Source organism: Actinoalloteichus sp. GBA129-24 (genome assembly GCF_001941645.1).
GTDB lineage: Bacteria > Actinomycetota > Actinomycetes > Mycobacteriales > Pseudonocardiaceae > Actinoalloteichus_A > Actinoalloteichus_A fjordicus.
In genome coordinates this window covers 1,526,572-1,542,347 of sequence record NZ_CP016077.1, presented here as the reverse complement: position 1 = coordinate 1,542,347, position 15,776 = coordinate 1,526,572, and the positions used below count along the sequence as shown (strand labels likewise).

The 15,776-nt window shown below is 71.7% G+C and carries 13 protein-coding genes; 4 read left to right on the top strand and 9 right to left on the bottom strand.

What is annotated here, in order from left to right:
- Window positions 1-297: 297 nt before the first annotated feature.
- The 3 genes from prmC to rpmE all read right to left on the bottom strand — a co-directional run bounded on the left by prmC (window position 298) and on the right by rpmE (window position 2,888).
- Entirely contained in the window at window positions 298-1,170 is an 873-nt protein-coding gene (gene prmC, locus UA75_RS07080) for a peptide chain release factor N(5)-glutamine methyltransferase (RefSeq protein ID WP_075739569.1), read from the bottom strand.
- A gap of 343 nt (window positions 1,171-1,513) precedes the next feature.
- The gene (prfA, locus tag UA75_RS07070) at window positions 1,514-2,590 is read right to left on the bottom strand and encodes a peptide chain release factor 1 (protein WP_075739567.1); all 1,077 of its coding nucleotides are present in this window, start codon (window positions 2,588-2,590) and stop codon (window positions 1,514-1,516) included.
- 85 nt (window positions 2,591-2,675) lie between these two features.
- A complete protein-coding gene (gene rpmE, locus UA75_RS07065; protein ID WP_075739566.1) occupies window positions 2,676-2,888 on the bottom strand; it encodes a 50S ribosomal protein L31 in 213 nt (70 codons plus the stop codon).
- A 269-nt stretch (window positions 2,889-3,157) separates the two neighbouring features.
- Here rpmE and UA75_RS07060 point away from each other — a divergent pair, with 269 nt between their 5' ends.
- Window positions 3,158-3,511 carry a hypothetical protein gene (locus tag UA75_RS07060; protein ID WP_157434041.1) on the top strand — a complete coding sequence of 118 codons (354 nt, stop codon included), beginning with the start codon at window positions 3,158-3,160 and terminating at the stop codon, window positions 3,509-3,511.
- Window positions 3,512-3,728: 217 nt separating this feature from the next.
- On the opposite strand, the gene rho is transcribed toward UA75_RS07060, so the two are convergent.
- The 6 genes from rho to UA75_RS07030 form a co-directional block, all read right to left on the bottom strand.
- Window positions 3,729-5,771 (bottom strand): transcription termination factor Rho, encoded by a 2,043-nt coding sequence (rho, locus tag UA75_RS07055; RefSeq protein WP_075739564.1) that lies wholly within the window; start codon window positions 5,769-5,771, stop codon window positions 3,729-3,731.
- Window positions 5,772-6,249: 478 nt separating this feature from the next.
- The gene (thrB, locus tag UA75_RS07050) at window positions 6,250-7,128 is read right to left on the bottom strand and encodes a homoserine kinase (protein ID WP_075739563.1); all 879 of its coding nucleotides are present in this window, start codon (window positions 7,126-7,128) and stop codon (window positions 6,250-6,252) included.
- The gene (gene thrC, locus UA75_RS07045) at window positions 7,125-8,201 is read right to left on the bottom strand and encodes a threonine synthase (protein WP_075743505.1); all 1,077 of its coding nucleotides are present in this window, start codon (window positions 8,199-8,201) and stop codon (window positions 7,125-7,127) included. The genes thrB and thrC overlap by 4 nt, the downstream gene beginning before the upstream one ends.
- 29 nt (window positions 8,202-8,230) lie before the next feature.
- Window positions 8,231-9,538 (bottom strand): homoserine dehydrogenase, encoded by a 1,308-nt coding sequence (locus tag UA75_RS07040; protein ID WP_257787502.1) that lies wholly within the window; start codon window positions 9,536-9,538, stop codon window positions 8,231-8,233.
- Between the two features lies 1 nt (window position 9,539).
- A complete protein-coding gene (gene lysA / locus UA75_RS07035) occupies window positions 9,540-10,961 on the bottom strand; it encodes a diaminopimelate decarboxylase (protein WP_075739562.1) in 1,422 nt (473 codons plus the stop codon).
- A gap of 2 nt (window positions 10,962-10,963) precedes the next feature.
- Window positions 10,964-11,908 (bottom strand): DALR anticodon-binding domain-containing protein, encoded by a 945-nt coding sequence (locus UA75_RS07030; protein WP_075739561.1) that lies wholly within the window; start codon window positions 11,906-11,908, stop codon window positions 10,964-10,966.
- Window positions 11,909-12,178: 270 nt separating this feature from the next.
- Here UA75_RS07030 and UA75_RS07025 point away from each other — a divergent pair, with 270 nt between their 5' ends.
- The 3 genes from UA75_RS07025 to UA75_RS07015 all read left to right on the top strand — a co-directional run bounded on the left by UA75_RS07025 (window position 12,179) and on the right by UA75_RS07015 (window position 15,633).
- Window positions 12,179-13,057, top strand: coding sequence for a DUF3105 domain-containing protein (locus tag UA75_RS07025; RefSeq protein ID WP_404799963.1), 879 nt, complete (start codon window positions 12,179-12,181; stop codon window positions 13,055-13,057).
- A gap of 14 nt (window positions 13,058-13,071) precedes the next feature.
- Complete coding sequence (locus tag UA75_RS07020) at window positions 13,072-13,959, top strand: DUF305 domain-containing protein (protein WP_318533291.1); 888 nt, start codon at window positions 13,072-13,074, stop codon at window positions 13,957-13,959.
- A gap of 615 nt (window positions 13,960-14,574) precedes the next feature.
- The gene (locus UA75_RS07015) at window positions 14,575-15,633 is read left to right on the top strand and encodes an NAD(P)/FAD-dependent oxidoreductase (RefSeq protein ID WP_075739559.1); all 1,059 of its coding nucleotides are present in this window, start codon (window positions 14,575-14,577) and stop codon (window positions 15,631-15,633) included.
- Window positions 15,634-15,776 lie beyond the last annotated feature (143 nt).

The window sequence follows — 15,776 nt, the reverse complement described above, 5'->3', positions numbered from 1 at the left end:
TCAGACCCGCCGCCCGTGCTCCCGGAGTCTCCAGGCGGGCGGCCAGGTATGGCATCGCACGGCGTCACGCTCCTTTCGGCTGTCGTGCGGTCTTCTACTGAGTCATCGCCTGCTGCGCATCCGTCGGCTCCGCCACGATCGGACGTCGCGTTCGATGTCCGATCGAGCGGCACCACCGCCCGACCCACCCGCCAGAGCCGTCTCCTCGGGCCCGGCCCCGACTGCGCAGAGCCGGTCAGGGTATCGAAGACGGGCGGACCAGGGCAAGATCGAGGCGCGAAGAACCGTCGAGATCGATCACCGCGTGCCGGTGCGGCGGGCCGTGGCGAAGCGCGGTCGCCCGGCGAGATCCGAGTGGGCGGCGACGTCGGTGAGCACCTTGCGCGCCGCGAGCAGCGCGGGAACGGACTCGCCATGGGTGTCGTCGTGCTCGATCGCCACTCCCCCGCCCGGCCGCAGCAGCCGCGCGGCCGTACTCACGACCGGCCGGATCACGTCCAGCCCGTCCGGGCCGCCGAACACCGCCTCGAAGGGATCGTGCTCGGAGACCTCCGGCTCGACCTGGGCCGCCAGCGGCACGTACGGCGGGTTGCACAACACCAGGTCGACCGTTCCGTCCAGATCGGCCAGCGTCGCGCGGTCGGTCACGTCGCCCGCGTGGAGCCGGATCGGGGTGTCCCCCTCGGCGGCCCGCGCATCGGCGTTCTTGCGCACCCAGGCCAACGCGCGCGGCTCCCGCTCCACCGCGTGCACGATCGCATCGGGCCGGGCGTTCGCCACGCCGAGCGCCAGTACGCCGGAACCGGTGCACAGATCGACCACGACCGGCCTGCTGACCCCGGCCAGCGCGGCGAGCCCCCATTCGAGCAGCAGCTCCGTCTCCGGGCGGGGAATGAAGACGCCCGGCCCGACACTCACGGTGATCGCGCCCGCCGGGGCCCAGCCGAGGAGATGCTGGAGCGGGATGCGCTCCGCCCGCCTGCGGACGAGTTCGTGCAGGTTCTCGATCACGTCCTCGTCGACCAGGGTCACCAACGCCAGCCTGCCTCGCGACACGCCCAGCACCTCCGAGGCCAACAGTTCCGCGTCGGTTCGCGGGCTGCCCACCCCCGCCGCTCGGAGAATCCGCTCGGCCTCCATCAACGCCATCCGCAACGGCTGTCTGCTCACAGTCCGTCAGCTTGCCATGTCGTGGCCGTCACGCATCTCACTCGTCTCCCGACGAGCAGGCCGGCCCGCGAAGCAGTCGAGGAACTCGCGATTCCATCCGGTCGTTCGGAAGCGGATCGAGCGGGGCTCGGCGCGGTGATGCGGGTCGGTGGCGGCGGCCGGTGGCGGCGCGACGATGCGGCGCCCTCTCGTCGCCGACATCGGGTCGTGCCCGGCCCGCACGTCGATGAACGTCTCGCCCCCTTCCGTTCAGGCAGGCCATCCGTCGGGCCGCCGCGATCCGGGCAGGCGACGAAGCCGGTGGCAGGGCGTCGACAGCTCAGGAATCAACGGCGTGGCCGGGTCAGCGAGCCTGCCCCGCCTGTTCCATCCGCTCTCGGCGATCAGCCTCGCCGAGGGCGTCCAGCACCTGGTCCAGCTCCCCCGCCAGCACCTGATCGAGATTGTGTGCCTTGAATCCCACCCGGTGATCGGAGATCCGGTTCTCGGGGAAGTTGTAGGTGCGCACCCGCTCCGAGCGGTCCACCGTGCGGACCTGGCTGCGCCGAGCCGCCGACGCGGAGGCGGCGGCCTCCTCCTCGGCCAACGCGAGCAGGCGGGCCCGCAGCACGTGCAGCGCGCGAGCCCTGTTCTGCAGCTGACTGCGCTCGTTCTGACACGAGGCGACCAGTCCGGTCGGCAGGTGGGTGATCCGCACCGCCGAGTCGGTGGTGTTCACGCTCTGCCCCCCGTGGCCGGAGGCCCGGAACACGTCGATCCGCAGATCCTTCTCCTCGATGTCGATCTCGATGTCCTCGACCTCGGGGAAGACCAGGACCCCGGCGGCCGAGGTGTGGATCCGCCCCTGCGACTCGGTCACGGGCACCCGCTGGACCCGGTGCACCCCGCCCTCGAACTTCAGTCGCGACCAGACGCCGTCCGGGCCGGTGCTCCCGCCCTTCACCGTGACCGTGACGTCCTTGTAGCCGCCGAGGTCGGAGATGTTGGCGTCGAGCACGTCGGTCCGCCAGCCCTGGCGTTCGGCGTAGCGCTGATACATGCGCAGCAGGTCGGCGGCGAAGAGCGCCGACTCCTCGCCGCCCTCCCCCGCTTTGATCTCCAGGACGATGTCGGAGGCGTCGTGCGGGTCGCGCGGCAGCAGCAGCTCGGTGAGGCGTTCGGCCAGGATCGGGATGCGGGCGGCCAGCTCCTCGGCTTCGGCGGCGAACGCCGGGTCCTCGAGGATCAGTTCGCGGGCGGCCGTCAGATCGACGCGGGTCTGCTCCAGCTCACGTGCCGTGCGGATCACCGGAGCGAGTTCGGCATGTCGTCTGCTCAGCCTGCGCAGCAGGGCGTGATCGGAATGCACCGCAGGGTCGGCGAGCCGCTCCTCCAGGTCGCCGAACTCGAAGGACAAGGCCTCCAGCGCCGAGGTGTCCATCCACCGATCCCTTTCGTTGGGCAGCCGACACGACAACGGCGCCCGACCACTGCTTCAGGCAGCGGTGCGGGCGCCGAAGGAGCGGCTACTTGGCGCGCTTTCCGTAACGAGCCTCGAACCGGGCGACGCGGCCGCCGGTGTCCAGGATCTTCTGCTTGCCCGTGTAGAACGGGTGGCAGTTGGAGCAGACCTCGACGGTGATCGAGTTGTTGGTGCTGCTGCTCCGCGTGGTGAAGCTGTTCCCACAACCACAGTTGACCTGGGTGGTGGAGTACTCGGGGTGGATGCCGCTCTTCACGTCTTGTCCCTTTCATCGTGGCCGCCGGGTCCCCGCTGCGGCGCTTCGCGCACAGCCTTCTCGACCAGGGGTGAACCGGTGCCGGACTCGACTGTTCAGTCTGCCAGATGTGCCGACCGCCCCCTGCAACGCCATCAGATGCGGACTTGTTCCGCGATCCCGGCGTCCCTGGTCGCCACGGGTGCCATCCAACGCGCGAGGACGACCGCCCGCCGAGACTCGGCGCCGCCAGGCATGCGGATTCGAGATCGAACCAGCATCCTGTCTCGGTGTTGTGTCGCGTGGCCGATCTGGTGACCGTGCGGTCGTGGCTTCTCCTGCCGCCGCTGTTCTTGGCGACGGTCGTCGGACTGGCCGGAGCGATCTGCGCGGTCGCAGGCACCGACGTCGCCCTGTCCAGCCCGATCCTGTTCGGGTCTGCGGCCGCGATAGCCATGGTGACCAGCGTCGACGTCGACTGGCACGGCATCCGTGCTCTGCGCTGGGCGGGGTGGGCGTACGTCGGAGTACTGCTGCTGCCCGCGTTGATGATCGACGGCATCGAGCTGCCCGTGCCGATCGCGCTGGCGATCGGGCTGGTCGGGGCGGGCTGCTGGGGTGCCTTCCGGGTCGGGTGTCGCTGATCGGACGGCCCGCGCGGAACCCGATCGCAGGCATCTCGACGGCCTGGCAGGTCAGGCGGCAGCCGATCCGCCGAAGCGCGCCCCGTCAGGCCTGCTCCGCCGCTCGTCATCGAGACGAAGGCCACGGACCGGGGTCCGGCCTCGGCCTGCGGGGGCGGTGAACGAGACGGCCCGGCCTCGTTGTCGAGACCGGGCCTGCTCGGCTAGCGGCAGGCGATCACTGATCGCCGTTGCCCGGTGTGCTCTTGGCCACCTGCATGAGGAACTCGATGTTGGTACGGGTCTTGCGGAGCTGCGTGAGCACCAGGTCGAGCGCCTGCTGGTCGTCCAGCGCGGCCAGCACCCGACGCAGCTTGTGCGTCACGGCCAGCTCGTCCGGCGAGAGCAGCAGCTCCTCCTTCCGCGTGCTCGACGCGTCGACGTCCACGGCCGGGAAGGTCCGCTTGTCGGCGAGCTTGCGGTCGAGCTTCAGCTCGGCGTTGCCGGTGCCCTTGAACTCCTCGAAGATCACCGTGTCACCGGTCGATCCCGTCTCCACGAGAGCGGTGGCGAAGATGGTGAGCGAGCCGCCGTTCTCGATGTTGCGCGCCGCACCCAGGAACCGCTTGGGCGGGTACAGCGCGGTGGAGTCGACACCACCGGAGAGGATCCGGCCCGAGGCGGGCGCGGCCAGGTTGTAGGCCCGGCCCAGTCGGGTGATCGAGTCCAGCAGCACGACGACGTCGAAGCCCAGCTCCACCAGCCGCTTGGCCCGCTCGATCGCCAGCTCCGCGACGGTGGTCTGGTCTGCGGGCGGCCGGTCGAACGTGGCCGCGATGACCTCGCCCTTGACCGAGCGCTGCATGTCGGTGACCTCTTCAGGCCGCTCGTCGACGAGCACGACCATCAGATGGCATTCGGGGTTGTTCGTGGTGATGGCGTTCGCGATGGCCTGAAGCACCATCGTCTTACCCGCCTTGGGCGGCGAGACGATGAGCGCCCGCTGGCCCTTGCCGACCGGCATCACCAGGTCGATCACCCGAGTCGTGAGCACGTGCGGCTCAGTCTCCAGCCGCAGCCGCTCGTTCGGGTACAGCGGCGTCATCTTGGTGAACTCGGGCCGGTTGCGGACCGCGTCCGGCTCCAGGCCGTTGATCGTGTCGACCCGGACCATCGGGTTGAACTTCTGCCGCTGCTGCTCGTTGTCGCGCGGCTGGCGCACCGCGCCGGTGATCGCGTCACCGCGACGCAGGCCGTACTTGCGCACCAGCGACAGCGAGACGTAGACGTCGTTCGATCCGGCCAGGTATCCCGAGGTGCGGACGAACGCGTAGTTCTCCAGCACGTCCAGGATTCCGGCGACCGGGAGCAGCACGTCGTCCTCGCGGACCTCGGGCTCGTTCGCGACACCGCCGCCGCCGCCGCTGCCACCCTCGGTGCGGGTGCGGCCACGCCTGCGGTCGCGGAAGCGCCTGCCGCGCCGCCTGCCGCCGCCTGCCTCGTCATCGTCGTCGTCGCGGTTGTCCCGCGAGTCCCTCGGCTCGCCACGGTCCCGGCCCTCGCCACGGTCGCGGCCCTCGCCGCGCTCCTGACGCTCGCCACGGTCCCGGTTCTCGCCGCGCTCGCGGCCCTCGCCACGGTCCCGACCCTCACCGCGGTCGCGGCCCTCGCCGCGCTCCTGACGCTCGCCACGGCCTCGGCCCTCGCCGCGCTCCTGACGCTCGCCGCCACGGTCGTCGCGACCGTTGCGCTCGGCACGGTCCTCGCCCGTGGAACGGTCGCCTCGACCGTCGGTCTGCTCCTGGCTGCCTGCCGAGCGGGTCGACGAGCGACGACGGCGCCCGCGACGACCGCCCTCCTCCTCGGCCTCTCCGCCGGACTGGGCAGGGGCGTCCTCGGTCTTGGTCGGCTGCGGAGTCTCTGCCTTGGGAGTGGCAGGCTTCTCCGGGATCTCGACCGCCAACTGCGCAGGCGCCTCGGCCTGCGGCGCGGAAGTCCGCCGAGTGGAACCGCCCTGGCGTTCCCGGATTGCGGCGATCAGATCCCCCTTGCGCATTCCGGTCGTGTCGGAGATGCCCAGCTCGCCCGCGAGCTGGCGCAGCTCGGCCAGCACCATCCCGGACAGGCCGCCCCTACGACGGGCAGGCGTGCCATTCGACTGAGTCACGACATCCCCCTGACCTGCGACGTCCTGGCGTGAACTCGGCTCACCCGTCTCTGTCTGGCCCGCGGCTGATCCGGCGGTGGCCGCCTCGCCGCTCAACAATTCGGTGTTGCTCACTAATGTCCTTCCTGACCGGTCCGCGCCTCTCTACGCGGGCCAGCGGACCTGTCGCACTGCGGATGCAGGGCGACAGTGTGGGCGAAGGCGAAGATTCCTGACAGCGACCTGCCCTGGAGGTTCCGTACCTACGCGCACCCTGCTCGCTCGCTACCGGCGATTCCTGACGCTGACACCCCGTATCCACGAGGACGACGGGACCGCTTTCGCGGGCTCCCTCTGCCACCAGGGCGTTCGGGTACTCACCAGCGTTGACCTCGTATGAAGAGTGAAGAGACCAGCGTGAGGTGAGAGATGCGGCCCGAATACTGATGACTCGGGCACTGCACCGGCGCCCGTGCGCCCGGTGACTGATCTCCTTCGAGGGTAGACCGCTGACCAACCACATGCAACAACGGAACCGCCAGCGTGTCCCCCCGTAGTGTCCCCAACCCTACGGCACGTCGGAGTCCGTCCTGGTCGGGGGCCGGCTGCCGGGTCATTCGATCACGACCCGGACCCCGGTCGGATCGACCGCCACCGGGTGCACCGCAAAGCCTGCGACCTCGACCGACTCCGGCAGCACACCCGCCTCGGGAAACGCGAGCACCGACGGCCCCGCACCCGAGACGGCGGCGGGCACCCCCGCCGCTCGCAGCGCCGTCACCACGGCCATCGTGGCAGGCCAGGCCGCAGCCCGATAGGGCTGGTGCAGGCGGTCGTCGATGGCGGGCAGCAGCAGGTCCGGTCTGCTGGTCAGCGCCGTGACCGCCAGGGCGGCACGACCCAGCGCGAAGGCGGCGTCCGACAGCGGCACTCGCTCCGGGAGCAGACCCCGCGTCACCGCCGTCGTCGACTCGGTCGCAGGCACCAGGACGACAGGACTCAGGGTGTCGTGCGGCTCCAGCCGCGCAGCCCGGAACGGCCCCGTGTCCCCGTCGCGCCACGCGACCACCAGCCCGCCGAACAGGCTCGCCGCAGCGTTGTCGGCATGTCCCTCGAAGCGGGCGGCCAGGTCGAGCGCCCGCTCGTCCAATGGTCGGCCGACCAGCGCACAGCCCGCCGCCACCCCGGCCACCACCGCAGCGGCCGACGAACCCAGCCCCCTGGAGTGCGGGATCGTGTTGGCACAGCGGATGACCAGGCCGGGCACCGACTCGCCCGCCGCCTCCACCGCAGCGCGTAACGCCCGGAACAGCAGGTGACCGTCATCGGTGGGCACCTCGCCCGCCCCGGCCCCCTCGACCTCGATCACCAGACCGGCGGGTGCCGTCTCGACCGTCACGACGTCATGCCAGTCCAGGGCCAGCCCCAGCGCGTCGAAGCCGGACCCGAGGTTGGCAGTCGAGGCGGGCACCGTGACCCGCAGGCGCGTCACACCAGCTCCAAGGCCCTCGCCACGGCCGCCGGGTCCACCGGCAGGGGCTCGACCCGCACCGGCGTGCCCAGGGCCGTGTCCGGGTCCTTCAGTCCGTGTCCGGTCACCGTGCACACGACGACCGAGCCGGGCGGCACGCGCCCCTCGGCCACGCTGGCGAACAGCCCCGCCACCCCTGCCGCCGAGGCGGGCTCCACGAAGACGCCCTCCCGCCGCGCCAGCAGGTGATACGCCTCCAGGATCTGCTCGTCGGTCACCGCGCCGAACCGGCCGTTCGAGGCATCCCGCGCCGCCACCGCGCCCGCCCACGACGCCGGGCTGCCCACCCGGATGGCGGTGGCGATGGTCTCGGGCCTGGCGACCGGCTCGCCAGAGACCAGCGGGGCCGCGCCCGCCGCCTGGAAGCCGAACATCCTCGGCGTGGAGTCCACGACGCCGTCCTCGGCGTACTCGGCGTATCCCCGCCAGTAGGCCGTGATGTTGCCCGCGTTGCCCACGGGCAGGAAGTGCAGGTCGGGGGCGCGCCCCAGCTCGTCGCAGATCTCGAAGGCCGCCGTCTTCTGGCCCTCGATCCGCACCGGGTTCACGGAGTTGACCAGCGTGATCGGATGCTCGGAGGAGGTCTTGCGCGCGAGCTCAAGACAGTCGTCGAAGTTGCCGTCCACCTGGAGGATGCGGGCGCCGTAGGCGACGGCCTGCGCCATCTTGCCCAGGGCGATCTTGCCGCTGGGGACCAGCACCGCGCAGGTCAGGCCCGCCCGGGCGGAGTAGGCGGCGGCCGAGGCCGAGGTGTTCCCGGTGGAGGCGCAGATCACCGCCTTGCTGCCCTCGTGCAGCGCGTGGGTCATCGCCACCGTCATGCCTCGGTCCTTGAAGGAGCCGGTGGGGTTGGCCCCCTCGACCTTCAGGTAGACCGTCGCGCCGGAGCGCTCGCTCAGGTACGGCGCGGGCAGCAGCGGCGTCCCACCCTCGTGCAGGGTCACCGCCCGCGCACCCGCCGGGATCGAGACGCGGTCCCGGTAGGCCTCGATCACTCCGGGCCAGCCCGATCGCGCAGACTGCCGGGCCGCCACGGGATCGACCACCGAGGCGTCGTTGCCGCTCACGCTTCCTCACCCTCCACTCGCATCACGCTGACCACCTCGCGCACGGCGGGGAGACCGGCAAGCTTGTCCACTGTCGACCGCAGGGCCGCGTCGCTCGCGGTGTGCGTCACGAGCACCAGGCTGGCATCGTCGCTACGGCCCTCCTGCCGCACGACGGCGATGCTGACCTCGTGCTCGGCGAAGACCGTCGCGACCTGCGAGAGCACCCCGGTCTTGTCCGCCACGTCCAGGCTGACGTGGTATCTCGTCGGCGTCTGCCCCATCGGCCGTACCGGCAGGTCCGCATAGGCCGACTCGCGGGGGCCTCGACCGCCCGCCACCCGATTGCGGGCCACCGCGACCACGTCGCCGAGCACCGCGCTGGCGGTCTGCGCGCCGCCAGCGCCCTGCCCGTAGAACATGAGCTGTCCGGCCGCGTCCGCCTCGACGAAGACCGCGTTGAACGCGCCGCCGACCGAGGCGAGCGGGTGGTCCCGAGGGATCATCGCCGGGTGCACGCGCACCGAGACCGACTCGGTGCCCGTGCTGTCGACCACTCGTTCGCAGATGGCCAGCAGTTTCACCGTGCGACCCAGCGTCCGCGCCGCAGCGACGTCGGCGGCGCTGAGCCCGCTGATGCCCTCCCGGTGCACGTCCTCGGCTCGCACTCGGGTGTGGAAGGCGAGGGACGCCAGGATCGCGGCCTTCGCCGCCGCGTCGAACCCGTCGACGTCGGCGGTCGGGTCCGCCTCGGCGTAGCCGAGCCGACCCGCCTCGTCGAGCGTCTCGGCATAGCCCGCGCCGGTGGCGTCCATGGCGGAGAGCACGTAGTTGGTGGTGCCGTTGACGATGCCCATCACCCTGGCGATCCGATCGCCCGCCAGCGACTCGCGCAGCGGGCGCAGCAGCGGGATCGCCCCGGCCACCGAGGCCTCGAAGTAGAGGTCGGCGCCGGAGGCGTCGGCCGCCGCATACAGCTCGGGCCCGTGCTCGGCGAGCAGCGCCTTGTTCGCGGTGACCACCGAGGTGCCCGCCTTCAGCGCCCGCAGCAGGAGGCTGCGGGCGGGCTCGATCCCGCCGATGACCTCCACGACCAGGTCGGGACCGCTGTCCACCAGCGCCTCGGCGTCGGTCGTCAGCAGTTCGGGGGCGACGTCGGGATGCCGGTGCGGCCTGCGCACCGCGACGCCGGTCACCACCAGCGGTCGGCCCACCCGCGCCGTCAGGTCCGCCGCCTGGTCGGCCAGCAGCCTGACGACCTCGCTGCCCACCGTTCCGCAGCCCAGCATCGCGATGGTGATCGGAGCACCGTTCTGATCGTGCACGTCAGGACACCTCCAGCCGCAGCAGATCGTCCTCGGTCTCCCGACGCAACAGCACCCGGTCGGTGCCGTCGAGCACGGCGACCACCGGCGGACGAAGCACCCGGTTGTAGCCGTTGGCCATCACATAGCAGTACGCGCCGGTGGCACCCAGCGCGATCAGGTCGCCGGGGGCGAGGTCGTCGGGCAGCCAGCAGTCGCGGACCACCACGTCGCCGGACTCGCAGTGCTTGCCGACCACCCGGCAGAGCGTGCCGGGGCCCTCCGCGCCGCGCGAGACCAGCCTGCAGTCGTAGACCGCGTCGTAGAGGGCGGTACGGATGTTGTCGCTCATCCCGCCGTCGACGCTCACGTACCGCCTGCGGGTGTCGTGTCCCAGCTCGACGTCCTTGATCGTGCCGACCTCGTAGACCGTCACGGTGCCCGGCCCGACGATGGCCCGCCCCGGCTCCACCGCGATCTTGGGCACCCGCAGGCCTGCCTGGACGCACTCCCGCGCGACGATGTCCCGTAGCTGACGAGCCACCTCGGCGATGGGCGGCGGGTCGTCGTCGACGGTGTAGGCGATGCCGAGCCCGCCGCCGAGGTCGATGGTCTCCACCGAGGCCAGTGCCGCCGCGCCGTGCTCGGCCACCAGGTCGGCGAGCAGGCCCACCACCCGATGGGCGGCCACCTCGAAGCCCGCGACGTCGAAGATCTGCGAGCCGATGTGACTGTGCAGTCCGATTAGTCGAAGCGTGTCGCCCTTGAGGATGCGGCGCACCGCCTCCGCCGCATGGCCCGCCGCCACCGAGAAGCCGAACTTCTGGTCCTCGTGGGCGGTGGCGATGAACTCGTGGGTGTGCGCCTCGACGCCGACGGTGACCCGCACCATGACCGGCTGGACGCGACCGAGCCGACGGGCGATCTCCTGAAGTCGGACGATCTCGTGGAAGGAGTCGACCACGACGACGCCGACGCCCGCGCGGACCGCCGCCTCCAGCTCCGCGACGGACTTGTTGTTGCCGTGCAGGGCGATCCGCTCCGCCGGGAAGTCGGCGCGCAGGGCGACGGCCAGTTCTCCGCCGCTGCACACGTCGAGGCTGAGCCCCTCCTCGTCGACCCAGCGGGCGACGGTGGTGGAGAGGAAGGCCTTGGAGGCGTAGTGCACGAGTGTCGCGTCGCCGAACGCCGAGGCGTACTCGGCGCAGCGAGACCGGAAGTCGGCCTCGTCCATCACGAACAGCGGGGTGCCGTGCCGGGCGACGAGGTCGCGGACGTCCACGCCCGCGAACCGCACGGCGCCGTCGGCCCCTCGTGCCGCGTGACGCGGCCACACCAGGGGGTGCAGCTCGTCGAGCTGCGTGTTCCCCTCGGGGCGGGGGCCCGCCGTGTTCGTGGGAAGCAGCACGTCGGCGTGCCGGGGGCCAGCGGGGTGCGCTCGCATCATCACATCCGTTCCGGAGCGCTCATGCGCAAGAGGGCAAGACCGTTGTTCAGCACCTGGCGACTCGCCGCGCAGAGCAGCGCGCAGGCGGCGTGCTCTGCCGAGGGCCGCTCGTCGCCGCTGGGCAGCAGTCGCCCGGCGTCGGCGAGGCGTCGGACGTCGTCGGCCAGGTCCTCCAGGTATCGGGCCACCCGGTCGGGTCGGGCAGGCAGGGCATCGGCCACGACCGAGGGGAACTCGCTCAGCCTACGGGTGAGGGTGACGTCCTCCGGCCGACCGTCGGCGTGCTCGGCGTGCCCGGCGGCCCGCTCGGCCGAGCCGGGCAGGGCGACGCCCAGCAGGGCCGCGCCGCGCAGCAGCATCGTCAGCCGCGCGTGGGCATACTGCACCCGAAAGAGTGGATTCCGGTCGGTGCGGCCACGCCATCGCTCGGGGTCGAACCGCACCGAGGTGTGCGGCCGAGCCCGCGCGACCAGGTACCGGGCGGCGGCCGCGCCGACCATCGTCGAGCGCTCGGCCGCGCCCACCGACACGCCCGCCTGATCCACGACGCGCACGGTGTCGGCATGGGCGTCGAGGTCGAGACCGCCGTCGGCGGGAAGACCGTGCCCGGCGCCCGCCAGCAGGACGTGATGCAGCACGTCGGGGCCGGTCGGCTGCTCGATGGCGATGTTCACGAAGCCGGGACCAGCGGCGGCCGCCCCGCGCACGCCCGGTGCCCGGGCGAGTCCGTCCGCGAGCAGTCCGGCGAGTTCGCGGGCAGGCAGCCCCACCGGACCGGCCGCGCGCAACGCGAACGTGGTCGCGTACTCGCCGTCCGTGTCCGACACGGCGTCTCGGCGGCGGACCACGACCGGAGCGGGCAGCAGCGAGACGTCCAGGCCCCGGTCGGACAGCACGTCCGCCGCGACGACCCGGACCAGCTCGGCCAGCTCCTCGGCGCTCACCTGGTGGATTCTAGAGTCGGGTATTCCCTGCTCATCATGCCCTTACCCTGCTCCCAGTCCGTGGGATGGGCGCAGGAGGAGTCCCCGCCCCGCGTGACGCAGATCGCTCCCGCCGACGGCATTGGTCCATCTAGCTGACTCTGTGCTGACGAGACATCCCTACACTGGCGCCCGGCAACGTCAGCATTGTGCGCGGTACGGAGACGAGGTCCGGCAGGGATGGCCAGCGGAAAGAGTGCGAAGGCACTACGAAACGCCCGAGCAGCAGTGGTGACCCAGAAGCAGCGGCCGTGGGGCACCGTGGCAGCGGTCTTCGCCGTCGTCGTCTTCGCGGCGGGTGTCTTCTTCTACGTCTACAACCGGTACGACGCCACGGCGGACATCCGGGCGTTCACCCCGACGGCGGAGAATCAAGATCCGTCCACCGACATCGAGGGCATCGTGGTGGAGGAGTTCGAGGCACAGCAGCACGTGCTCTCGCCCCAGCGCGTCGCCTACGAGTCGTCGCCGCCCTTCGGCGGACCGCACGACCAGATCTGGGCGGGCTGCGACGGGGTCGTCTACGAGGAGGCCGTGCGCACCGAGCACATGGTCCACTCGCTCGAGCACGGCGCGGTGTGGATCGCCTACAACCCTGACCAGGTGGAGGGCGAGCAGCTCGACCTGCTCGTCGACCGGGTCGAGAACCAGCCCGCGATGATGCTGTCGCCGTACCCGGACCTGGACAGCCCGATCTCCCTCCAGGCGTGGGGGCACCAGCTCAAGCTGGACGACGCCGAGGACGAGCGGATCGATCAGTTCATCATGGCGCTGCAGCTCAACGCCTACACGTACCCGGAGGTCGGCGCGACCTGCCAGGCCAACCCCGGCGCCTTCGACATCGACGCCCCGCCCGCCTTCGACGCGAGCGAGCCCGGCCCCGACTCGATGCCGATGAACGGCAACCCCGAGGACTTCGGCGGCTTCACCGGCGAGGGCGACCAGGACATGGGCGACATCGACCCGAACGCCCCCGTCGACCCGGACGCTCCGGTGGACCCGGACGCGCCCGCGCAGGACGGTGAGAACGGTGCCGACGCCGAGGAGACCGAGGGCGATCAGCCCGAGGACGCCGAGGAGCCTGCCGGCGACGGCTCCAGCAGCGACTGAGGGCCGTCCGCACCGTGACCGAACGCATCCCAGAGGGTGACGAGTCGTCCGCCGAGACCGGATCTCGGCGGACGACCGACCCCGAGTCGACCGGTTCCGCAGCCGTCGGCGAGTCCGACGCGCAGGCGGGTGTCGGTGCCGCCGCGGCCGCTGCGGGCACCGAGTCCGTAGGAGCGGGCGCCGAGGACACCGGACCGGCCGAGACCGGGCAGGCAGGGGAGGACACGGGGGAATCCGCCTCCTCGACGAACTGGGTGCGTGTCCTCGTCGCTTCGGCGGCGGTGCTCACCCTGCTGCTGCTCGGTGCCGCAGCGGGCATGCTCATCGGCCTGCCCGGCTCGGGGAACAGCGCGGCGCCGCCGGAGAACTCGGTGGACGTCGGCTTCGCCCAGGACATGACGGTGCACCATCGCCAGGCCACCACGATGGCGACCCTGTACCGCGTCAACGGCGAGGACATCGGCATCGACACGCTCGCCTTCGACATCGACACCAATCAGCGGACGCAGATCGGCTGGATGCAGGGCTGGCTCAACCTGTGGGACCGACCGTTGACCCCCACCGAGGGCTACATGGCCTGGATGCGCGACGACGCGGGCCACGGACACGGCGGTGACGCAGGGGCCTCGGCCGAACAGGCGATGCCGGGCATGGCGAGCCCGGACGAGCTGGAGCGCCTGCGCTCACTGCGCGGCGCCGAACTGGACGTCTACTTCCTCCAGCTGATGCTGCGGCACCACGAGGGCGGCGTGGAGATGGCGGCCTATGCTGCCGAACGGGCCGCGATACCCCAGGTGCGCAATCTGGCGAGCAACATCCTGAACCATCAGACGGCGGAGACGCAGAAGATGGTCGGCATGCTGGCCGAACTCGGGGCCGAACCGCTGCCCTTCGAAGGCTGAGCCGACCGCGTCCCGCTGTTCACAGACGGTGACGCGGCCAGGCGTCGGGCGGACCGTCCTCGTCGAACCCCTGCCGCCTCGCGGGCCGTGAATCGTGCGGTCTGCCGTGTGGTGTGGCCGGCCACCCCACCCGTCGACCACACGCCGCGCTTCGCCCCGGCGGAGGCTCGACGCACGGGCTCGGACTCAGCGGCCTGCCGGTTCGACGGCGGCGGGCCTGAGCGGCGCGAGCGGCCGCAGCGGCCCGCCGAGGCCGCCGACCGCCGACCTTCCGTCGGCGCCCGGCCTCGCTTCGTGAGACCGAGAAGGCCTGGGAACGCCTCCGCCGGGCCGGTCGCTGCCGCGCCGGGCGCGCCTGCGCTCGCGACCTGGCATCGCGCCTGCACCGGCCGTCGGTGCCCTCGTGTTCACCCGCACCCGGGTCTCCGCCGATCTCCTCGACTCCGGACGCGCGCCGACCCTCCCGCGACCGCTGCCACCGGGTCCCCGGCATCCGCTCCACAGCCGTCTCTCGTATCCGCGGACCCAGAGCTGTCACAGCCGGGCTCGCCGTCCTGTCAAGAAGGGTGCAGACATTCCCCGACGAGGCGGTCGTCGCCTCCCTAGGAGACCAGGATGAAGATCGTGGTGATCGGTGCGGGCTACTCGGGCACGGCTGCGGCGAACCGGCTGGCCAAGAAGCTGCCGAAGGCCGAGGTCACGGTGATCAACCCTCGACCTGACTTCGTCGAGCGAGTCCGGCTTCATCAGCGGGTCGCGGGGACGGCCGCCGCCGCGACGCCCCTGACGACGATGCTCCGGACGGGGATCACGTCGCTGGTCGGCGCGGTCGACAAGGTCGGTGCAGGCAGCGTGACCCTCGATGACGGCAGGAGTCTCGACTACGACTACGCGGTCCTCGCCGTCGGCAGCACGGTGCAGCCGTTGCCGGGAACGGTTCCGGTCGGTACCTGGGAGGGGGCGGAGCGGGCACGTGAGGCGCTGGCCACGCTGGGCGCCGGCAGCACGGTCGCGGTGGTCGGCGGCGGCCCGACGGGCATCGAGACGGCGGCGGAGATCGCGGCCGCGCGGCCTGATCTCCGGGTGCGGCTCGTCGGGTCGTCGGTCGCCGGGTCCTTCTCGCCAGGGCCGCAAGCACGAGTCCGTGCCGGACTGGAGCGGCTGACCGTCGAGATCGTGGACGACGAGGTCACGAAGGTGACCGACGGCGTCGTGCACCTGCGGTCGGGCGAGACCTTCGCCGCCGATCTGACCCTGTGGGCGATCGTGAGCGGCGTACCCGATCTGGCGGCCCGCAGCGGTCTCGCGGTCGACGAATCGGGCCGGGCGATCGTGGACGAGTCCCTGCGCAGCGTCACCGACGAGCGGATTCTCGTGGTGGGCGACTGCGCGGCGGCGACGGGCGGCCGGATGGCCTGTCAGGTCGCCGGACCGCAGGGTGCGCACGCGGCCGACACCGTGGCGCTCCTGGCAGGCGGGCGCGCGCCCGCTCCGTACTCGGCGCGCTACCTCGGGCGGGGCGTCTCCCTGGGCCGGAAGGACGCGGTCGGCCAGTTCACCCGGCGCGACGACACTCTCTTGCGCGCCTATGTCGCCGGGGGTCCCGCCGTGGTGATCAAGGAGATGGGGACTCGAGGCGCGAAGTTCTCGGCCCGCGCGGGGATCGGCTCCTGAATGGGCGGCGACCGACGGCAGCCGATGCCGGACGAGCGAGGGCCGCGACCGGTGATCGCGGGGCATCGTCTGGCCGGGAAGCGGCTGCGGCATCAGATCCGACGGCTCGGCACCGCGCGAGCGCCGCGTGTGCCGAGGTTCCG

Coding starts and splice junctions, on each gene's coding strand:
- UA75_RS07015 (WP_075739559.1), top strand. CDS start 14,575: ATGAAGATCGTGGTGATCGGTGCGGGCTACTCGGGCACGGCTGCGGCG.
- prfA (WP_075739567.1), bottom strand. CDS start 2,590: ATGGACACCTCGGCGCTGGAGGCCTTGTCCTTCGAGTTCGGCGACCTG.
- lysA (WP_075739562.1), bottom strand. CDS start 10,961: ATGCGAGCGCACCCCGCTGGCCCCCGGCACGCCGACGTGCTGCTTCCC.